Annotated in this window: 7 protein-coding genes; 6 read left to right on the forward strand and 1 reads right to left on the reverse strand. The window is 70.6% G+C overall.

Annotated elements, in window-relative coordinates:
- Positions 1 to 47: 47 nt before the first annotated feature.
- The gene (locus PSH25_RS10655; protein ID WP_238658886.1) at positions 48 to 980 is read right to left on the reverse strand and encodes a LysR family transcriptional regulator; all 933 of its coding nucleotides are present in this window, start codon (positions 978 to 980) and stop codon (positions 48 to 50) included.
- 35 nt (positions 981 to 1,015) lie between these two features.
- Between PSH25_RS10655 and PSH25_RS10660 the strand changes: the two genes are divergently transcribed.
- The 6 genes from PSH25_RS10660 (at position 1,016) to PSH25_RS10685 (ending at position 7,927) form a co-directional block, all read left to right on the forward strand.
- Positions 1,016 to 1,747 (forward strand): succinate dehydrogenase cytochrome b subunit, encoded by a 732-nt coding sequence (locus PSH25_RS10660; RefSeq protein ID WP_196922118.1) that lies wholly within the window; start codon positions 1,016 to 1,018, stop codon positions 1,745 to 1,747.
- A gap of 1 nt (position 1,748) precedes the next feature.
- A complete protein-coding gene (locus PSH25_RS10665; RefSeq protein ID WP_238658887.1) occupies positions 1,749 to 3,686 on the forward strand; it encodes a fumarate reductase/succinate dehydrogenase flavoprotein subunit in 1,938 nt (645 codons plus the stop codon).
- On the forward strand, positions 3,683 to 4,447 hold the full coding sequence (locus tag PSH25_RS10670; protein WP_238658889.1) for a succinate dehydrogenase/fumarate reductase iron-sulfur subunit: 765 nt from the start codon (positions 3,683 to 3,685) through the stop codon (positions 4,445 to 4,447). Before PSH25_RS10665 ends, PSH25_RS10670 begins: the two co-directional genes overlap by 4 nt.
- Before the next feature lie 250 nt (positions 4,448 to 4,697).
- Positions 4,698 to 5,882 carry a zinc-dependent alcohol dehydrogenase gene (locus PSH25_RS10675; protein ID WP_238658890.1) on the forward strand — a complete coding sequence of 395 codons (1,185 nt, stop codon included), beginning with the start codon at positions 4,698 to 4,700 and terminating at the stop codon, positions 5,880 to 5,882.
- Between the two features lie 5 nt (positions 5,883 to 5,887).
- Positions 5,888 to 6,808 (forward strand): SDR family NAD(P)-dependent oxidoreductase, encoded by a 921-nt coding sequence (locus tag PSH25_RS10680; protein ID WP_238658892.1) that lies wholly within the window; start codon positions 5,888 to 5,890, stop codon positions 6,806 to 6,808.
- A gap of 114 nt (positions 6,809 to 6,922) precedes the next feature.
- Positions 6,923 to 7,927 carry a serine hydrolase gene (locus tag PSH25_RS10685; protein WP_238658893.1) on the forward strand — a complete coding sequence of 335 codons (1,005 nt, stop codon included), beginning with the start codon at positions 6,923 to 6,925 and terminating at the stop codon, positions 7,925 to 7,927.
- The last annotated feature ends 203 nt before the right edge of the window (positions 7,928 to 8,130 follow it).

The following is an 8,130-nucleotide window of genomic DNA, read 5'->3' on the forward strand; positions in this document are numbered from 1 at the left end:
GGCGGCCGGGCCGTTGCCGGCCTCTTCGCGGCGGCCGCCCGGAGGGGTCAGGTCAGTGGTTCGACGCCGGGGGGCAGTTCGCCGAGGTCGATCGCCGACTGGATGTAGGCGAGCAGGATGCGTCGAAGCTCCCGACCGGCGTGGGTGGGTACGACGTCGCGCCGACGGGCCACCGCGATGGTCCGCCGCACCCCGGGCGGGGCGAGGGGGGTGATCCGCACGCCCGGCCGGCGAGCCAGCACGATGCCCGGCACGAGCGCGATGCCGAGCCCCGCCTCGACGAAGCTGAGCACCGCGTCCATCTCGCCGCCGTCCACCGCGAAGGTGGGTTCGAAGCCCGCCTCCCGACACGCCTGGATGGTCGCGTCGCGCAGGTCGTACCCCTCCCGGAACATCACCATCGGCTGGTCCCGCAGGTCGGTGATGCGTAGCTCCCCGGTCGTCGACGCGGTCGCCACCTCCCCCACCGAGGCCACCACGAGGCTCTCCCGCAGGATCGGGTCGACCCGCAGCCCCGGGTCGGCCCCCTGCGCCGGCATGATGATCAGGGCCAGGTCGAGGTCGCCGCGGAGCAGGTCACGCACCAGGTCCTGGGAGCCGCCCTCCTCGACGCGCAGGTCGATGGTGGGGTGCGCGTCGCGGAACCGGCGCAGCACCGGCGGGGCGAGCGAGGTGGCCAGACTCGGGGTGGCCCCGAGCCGGACCCGGCCCCGACGCAGCCCGACCAACTCCTGGACCTCCCGGGTCGCGGTCTCCACGTCGGCGAGAATCCGGGTGGCCAAGGGCAGCAGCACCTCACCCGCGGCGGTGAGCGCGATGTTGCCCCTTACCCGCTCGAACAGCGGCGCTCCGAGGTCGGCCTCCAGAGCGTGAATTTGCTTACTGAGCGAGGGCTGCGTGATGCCCACGATGTCGGCGGCTTGGGTGAAATGTCGTACTTCGGCCACCGCGACGAAGTACCGGAGCTGATGGAGCTGCATCTAAATAGCCTACGGCTATCAACACTGCGAGTTTGATGCATTGGACGACTGATCGAAGTGCTCCTAGCGTCGGTCCTGTGGTAATCACGAAAACTCGGTCGCCCATCCGCTCGAACGTCGGCCTCAAGGCCGTCATGGCGGTGACGGGCATCCTGCTGGCGCTGTTCCTCATCGCCCACATGCTCGGGAACCTGAAGGTGTTCACGGGGGAGACCTCGTTCGACCACTACGCGCACTGGCTGCGCGACATCGGCAAGCCACTGCTGCCCGGCGTCTGGTTCCTGTGGATCCTGCGCACCGTGCTGGTGGTGGCCGTGGTCGCGCACATCGTGGCTGCCACCGTGCTGGCCAGGCGTGCCCGTGCCGCCCGCCCGGTCAAGTACGCCCACCGCAAGAAGGTCAACGGCAGCTACGCGGCCCGCACGATGCGCTGGGGTGGAGTGATCATCCTGCTCTTCGTGATCTACCACCTGCTGGACCTGACCACCGGCACGCTGAACCCGGTCGGCGACGCCAGCAAGCCGTACGGCAACGTCGTCGCCGACTTCGCGCCGGAACGCTGGTACGTCACGCTCTTCTACACGCTCGCCATCCTCGCGGTGGGCTTCCACCTGCGCCACGGCGCGTTCAGCGCGTTCCGCAGCCTCGGCCAGCAGACGCCGCGCGGCGAGCGCAGGGCGCGTACCGCGGCTCTGGTCTTCGCCGTGCTGCTCTGCGCCGGGTACCTGGTGGTCCCGTTCGCCGTACTCACCGGATTGGTGTCCTGACATGGAACTCTTCACCGAGGGCGACCCGATCGCCGACACCAAGGCTCCCGCCGGCCCGGTCGAGAAGCGTTGGGAGACCCGGCGCTTCGAGGCCAAGCTGGTCAACCCCGCCAACCGCCGCAAGATGACGGTGATCGTGGTCGGCACCGGCCTGGCCGGCGGCTCGGCCGCGGCGACGCTTGCCGAGCAGGGCTACCACGTCAAGTCCTACTGCTACCAGGACAGCCCGCGCCGGGCGCACTCCATCGCGGCGCAGGGCGGCATCAACGCGGCGAAGAACTACCGCAACGACGGCGACTCCGTGCACCGGCTCTTCTACGACACGGTCAAGGGCGGCGACTTCCGCTCCCGGGAGTCGAACGTGCACCGGCTCGCCGAGGTGTCGGTCAACATCATCGACCAGTGCGTCGCCCAGGGGGTGCCGTTCGCCCGCGAGTACGGCGGCCTGCTGGACACCCGCTCCTTCGGTGGCGCACAGGTGCAGCGCACCTTCTACGCCCGGGGCCAGACGGGCCAGCAGCTGTTGCTCGGCGCGTACCAGGCGCTGGAGCGGCAGATCGGCCTGGGCAACGTGGAGATGAACGCCCGGCACGAGATGCTGGAACTGGTCCTGGTGGACGGCAGGGCCCGGGGCATCGTCGTCCGGGACCTGGTCACCGGCGAGATCAGCACCGAGATGGCCGACGCCGTGGTGCTCGCCTCCGGCGGCTACGGCAACGTCTTCTACCTCTCCACCAACGCCAAGGGCTGCAACGTCACCGCCACCTGGCGGGCGCACCGCAAGGGCGCGTACTTCGCCAACCCGTGCTACACGCAGATCCACCCGACCTGCATCCCGGTCTCCGGCGACCACCAGTCGAAGCTGACCCTGATGAGCGAGTCGCTGCGCAACGACGGCCGGGTCTGGGTGCCGAAGACCAAGGGTGACGACCGCAGCCCGAAGGACATCGGCGAGGACGAGCGGGACTACTACCTGGAGCGGATCTACCCCTCCTTCGGCAACCTGGTCCCCCGCGACATCGCCTCCCGCGCCGCGAAGAACGTGTGCGACGAGGGTCGGGGCGTCGGGCCGACGAAGCTCGGCGTCTACCTCGACTTCGCCGACGCGATTGGCCGGCTGGGCCGCAAGGCCATCGAGGCCAAGTACGGCAACCTCTTCGAGATGTACGAGCGGATCACCGGCGAGGACCCGTACGAGGTGCCGATGCGCATCTACCCCGCCGTGCACTACACGATGGGCGGCCTGTGGGTCGACTACGACCTCCAGTCGAACATCCCCGGCCTGTTCGTGATCGGTGAGGCGAACTTCTCCGACCACGGCGCGAACCGACTCGGCGCCTCGGCGCTGATGCAGGGCCTCGCCGACGGCTACTTCGTGCTGCCCACCACCATCGCCAACTACCTGGCCTCCGGCCCGCTGGAGAAGGTCGACGCCAGCCACCCGGCGGCGGTCGAGGCGCGCACCGACGTCGAGGACCGCGTCCAGCGGCTGCTCGCGGTCGACGGCGACCGGACCGTGGACTCGTTCCACCGGGAACTCGGCCAGATCATGTGGGAACACTGCGGCATGGAGCGCAGCGAGGCCGGGCTGCGCAAGGCGATCGACGAGATCCGCGCCCTGCGCGAGCAGTTCTGGCAGCGGGTCAAGGTGTCCGGCACCGGCGAGGAGCTCAACCAGTCGCTGGAGAAGGCCGGCCGGGTGGCCGACTTCTTCGAACTGGCCGAGCTGATGTGCATCGACGCCCTGCACCGCGAGGAGTCCTGCGGCGGCCACTTCCGGGCCGAGCACCAGACCCCCGACGGTGAGGCGCAGCGCGACGACGACCGGTTCGCGTACGTGGCGGCTTGGGAGTTCACCGCCGACGGCGGGCCCTCGGTGCTGCACAAGGAAGACCTGAAGTTCGAATACGTCCACCCCACGCAGCGGAGTTACAAGTGAACCTGACCCTGCGCATCTGGCGCCAGAAGGGCCCTGAGGACAAGGGTCGGATGGTGACCTACCCGGTCGACGACGTGTCCCCGGACATGTCGTTCCTGGAGATGCTCGACGTCCTCAACGAGCGGCTGATCCTCGCCGGTGACGACCCGGTGGCGTTCGACCACGACTGCCGCGAGGGCATCTGCGGCATGTGCGGCCTGATGATCAACGGCGACGCGCACGGGCCGCAGCGCGGCACCACCGCCTGCCAGCTGCACATGCGGCAGTTCAAGGACGGCGAGACGATCGACATCGAGCCGTGGCGGGCCAGCGCCTTCCCGGTCGTCAAGGACCTGGTCGTCAACCGGAGCGCCTTCGACAGGATCATCGCGGCGGGCGGCTACGTCACCGCGCCGACCGGCAGCGCCCCCGAGGCGCACTCCACCCCGGTAGCCAAGGCCAACGCGGACGCCGCCTTCGAGTCGGCGGCCTGCATCGGCTGCGGCGCCTGCGTGGCCGCCTGCCCGAACGGCTCCGGCATGCTCTTCACCGCCGCCAAGCTCACCCAGCTCTCGCTGCTGCCGCAGGGCCAGCCCGAGCGTTACACCCGGGTGATCGGCATGGTCGACGCGCACGACGAGGCCGGCTTCGGCGGCTGCACCAACGCCGGCGAATGCACCCCGGCCTGCCCGAAGGGCATCCCGCTGAACACCATCGGCCGGCTCAACCGCGACTACCTCGCGGCCACCGCCAAGGGAGCCAACAACACCCCCGGTTCCTGAGGTCCACCGTACGACGCCAGACCGCCGTATCCCGCGCTTTCCCAGGGGTACGGCGGTCTGGCGTTGGCCGGCATGATCCACTCGGGTTTCCGGAAGTCGGCCTGTCGCCGAGCCCCGGATACCGCGACTTCAAGGAACGCGAGTGGATCAACCCGACCACCGACGAGCCTGAGACGCCCATCGAGTGCGGCCGGTTCAAGTGCCCGAGCCCGGGTAGCAGTCTTGCGAGACGGCAGAAGGGATGAGGGACATGAAGGCGCTCACCTGGCAGGGCAAGCGGGACGTACGGGTCGAGGAAGTCCCGGACCCTCGGATCGAGGAGCCGACCGACGCGATCGTGAAGATCACTTCGACCGCGATCTGTGGTTCCGACCTGCACCTGTACGAGGTGCTCGGGCCGTACCTGAAGCCCGGTGACGTCCTGGGTCACGAGCCGATGGGCATCGTCGAGGAGGTCGGGTCGGAGGTGAGCGGGCTCAAGCCGGGCGATCGGGTGGTGGTGCCGTTCAACATCGCCTGCGGCAGGTGCTGGATGTGTTCGCGCCAGCTCTACGCGCAGTGCGAGACCACCCAGGTCACCAGCGAGGGCAAGGGCGCGGCCCTGTTCGGCTACACCTCGCTCTACGGTTCGGTGCCCGGCGGGCAGGCCGAGTACCTGCGCGTCCCGCAGGCCCACTTCGGGCCGATCAAGATCCCGCAGACCGGCGCGGACGAGCGCTACCTCTACCTGTCCGACATTCTGCCCACCGCCTGGCAGGCGGTGAAGTACGCGGACACCCCGCCGGGCGGCACCCTGGCCGTGTTCGGGTTGGGCCCGGTCGGGCAGTTCTGCGCGCGGATCGGCCGCCACCTCGGCGCGGGCCGGGTGATCGGGCTGGACCTGGTGCCCGAGCGGCTGGAGTTGGCCCGCCGGCACGGCATCGAGGTGCTCGACGTCAGCGAGCTGTCCGACGTGCCGGGCGCGCTGATCGAACTGGTCGACGGCCGCGGCCCGGACGCGGTGATCGACGCGGTGGGGATGGAGGCGCACGGTTCGCCGGCGGGGAAGTTGGCCCAGACCGCCGCCGGGCTGTTGCCGGACAAGCTGGCCCAGACGATGACCGACCGGGTGGGTGTGGACCGGCTGTCCGTCCTGCACGCCGCGCTCAAGGCGGTTCGCCGCGGCGGCACCGTCTCACTCTCCGGGGTGTACGGCGGCGAGGCGGACCCGATGCCACTGATGGAGATGTTCGACCGGGGCATCCAGCTGCGGATGGGGCAGTGTCACGTGCGCCGGTGGACCGACGAGATCCTGCCGCTGCTCTCCGGCGACGACGACCCGCTGGGTGTGGAGGACCTGTGTACCCACCGGTTGCCGCTGGCCCGGGCGCCGCAGGCGTACGAGATGTTCCAGAAGAAGGAGGACGGCTGCATCAAGGTCGTGCTGGAACCGTGAGCCGGGTGGTCGTGATCGTTGGCGCGAGCAGCGGGATCGGCCGGGCGACGGCCCGGGCGTTCGCCGAGCGCGGCGACCGCCTGGTCCTCGCCGCTCGCGCCACCACGACCCTGGCCGAGGTACGCGCGGAGTGCGCCGACGTCGACGTGCTGACCGTGCCGACCGACGTGACCGAGCCGGGCGCGCTGGACGCTCTCGCGGGCGCGGCCGTCGATCGTTTCGGCCGCATCGACGTGTGGGTGCACACGGCGGCGGTGATGGCCTACGGTCGCTTCGACGAGCTGCCGGAACGGGTCTTCGACCAGGTGGTGCGGACCGATCTGCTCGGTGCGGCCGGCTCGGTGCGGGTGGCGCTGCGGCACTTCCGGGCCGCCGGGGCCGGCACGGTAATCCTCACCGGTTCGGTGCTGGCGCACATCACCGCGCCGTACATGAGCGCCTACGTGGCGAGCAAGTGGGGGTTGCAGGGTCTGGTCCGGACGGTGCAGCAGGAGTTGCGGGACAGCCCGGAGATCCGGCTGTGTCTCGTCAACCCGGGCAGCGTGGACACTCCGGTGTACCAGCAGGCGGCCAACTATCTGGGCCGGGTCGGGCGGCCTCCGCCGCCGATCGCCGGCCCGCAGCGGGTGGCCCGCGCCATCGTGCACTGTGTGGACCGGCCCCGCCGGGAGGTTTCCGTGGGCCGGCTCAACGTGGTGCTGCGGGCCGGCTTCACCGTCCTGCCAGGGGTCTACGACGTCCTCGTCGGGCCGTTGATGCGGGCGGCCGGCCTGAGTGGACGGTCAGTCGACGCGCATGACGGCTCGGTCTTCACTCCGAACCCCTCTGGCGAGGCGGTCCGGGGCGGTCACCTGCCCGACCTGCGGCAACTCCTGTTCGGACCGGTCGGTGCGGTGGGTGCCGCACTACGACGACGGTTCGGCTGACCCTGTTCGGGACTGTTCGGAACATGTTCGGGGGGCGTCGTGCGTCGATCAACTCGCCTAGGGTGGTGGGCCAGCAAGCGCTCTGGCGCACCACGATCGGGGAGACGATTGACCATGCGACTGAACCGCAGAACGGCACTCGGGTTGGGCACGGTGGTCACCGCCGGCACGGTGCTGGGCGCCGCCTCCTCGGCGAGCGCCGCCGAGAGCACCGAGGCCGTCCCGACCACGCCCGCCCGGGCCGCCCGCCGGGTCGCCGAGGTCTTCGCCAAGCACAGCACCGAGGCCGGCGGCAACTGGCAGGCGTACGTCAGCGTCGCCGACCCGGCCGGCACGCCGGTGGTCGCGGTGGAGGCCGACGCGGACCGGCGGATCGAGGCGTACAGCGTCAACAAGATCGCCGTCGCCACGGCGGTGCTCGACAAGGTCGACCGAGGGCTGCTCACCCTGGACCAGCAGGTCGAGGTGAGCGCGGCGATCGTCGTACCGGGCGGGGACGGCATCTTCAGCCTGGACGGCGCGTACCCGAGCCTGGTGACCCTCGGGCACGTGCTGGCCAACCTGCTGACCGTCTCGGACGACACGGCGGTGCGGCTGTGTGGGCTGGTCGCCCCGGCCGCCGAGATCAACTCCATCCTGGTCGCCAAGGGCTTCCCGAACACCCAGGTCCAGCCGGTGGCCAACCCGAACCGGTTCTTCCTCGGCACCAGCACCCCCCGGGAGACGCACGACCTGCTGCGCGCCCTGGTCGCTGGCACGCTGCTCTCCCCCGCCTCGACGACGTACCTGTTGGGCATCCTGCGCTCCCCGGTGGCGTTCACCGACGGCATCCGGCGCACCATGTCCTCCGACGAGCGGGCCCGGATCGCCACCAAGGCCGGCTGGTACGCCGACGCCCGGCACGAGGCCGGTGTGATCTTCGACCGTTCCGGCGCGGCGGTGCTCACCTACGCGCTCTTCGCCGACGGGCAGGCCAACCCGGAGGACTTCGGCGCGACCCACCCGGCGGTGCAGGCCCGGGCCGCCATGGGCCCCAGGTTCCTGGCCGCCGTGGACCGGATCGCGGGCGTGGGCAGGACGTTCCGGATCACCGCCCGACGCCCCAGCAACGGCGGCTAGGGCACCCGCTGAGCTCGTCCCGGGTCGGTCGCCGCTGCCGGCGACCGACCCGGCGTGGCGACCACCGAGGCACGGGTCGGTCCGGGTGACTACCGTGTAGGGCGGACACGTCGGAGGGACGGCAATGGCACGAGCGCAGAACACGGACGTCGAACGGTCGCTCGGGCGGCGGATGCGGGGCGCGGCTGGCCACCAGCGCGGCG

It is taken from the genome of Micromonospora foliorum, assembly GCF_022229015.1.
In the GTDB taxonomy this organism is placed as follows: Bacteria; Actinomycetota; Actinomycetes; order Mycobacteriales; family Micromonosporaceae; genus Micromonospora; species Micromonospora foliorum.

Bases quoted from the DNA above. Each gene is read 5' to 3' on its own strand.
- PSH25_RS10660 (WP_196922118.1), top strand. From the start codon at position 1,016: ATGCATTGGACGACTGATCGAAGTGCTCCTAGCGTCGGTCCTGTGGTA.
- PSH25_RS10685 (WP_238658893.1), top strand. From the start codon at position 6,923: ATGCGACTGAACCGCAGAACGGCACTCGGGTTGGGCACGGTGGTCACC.
- PSH25_RS10675 (WP_238658890.1), top strand. From the start codon at position 4,698: ATGAAGGCGCTCACCTGGCAGGGCAAGCGGGACGTACGGGTCGAGGAA.
- PSH25_RS10655 (WP_238658886.1), bottom strand. From the start codon at position 980: ATGCAGCTCCATCAGCTCCGGTACTTCGTCGCGGTGGCCGAAGTACGA.
- PSH25_RS10665 (WP_238658887.1), top strand. From the start codon at position 1,749: ATGGAACTCTTCACCGAGGGCGACCCGATCGCCGACACCAAGGCTCCC.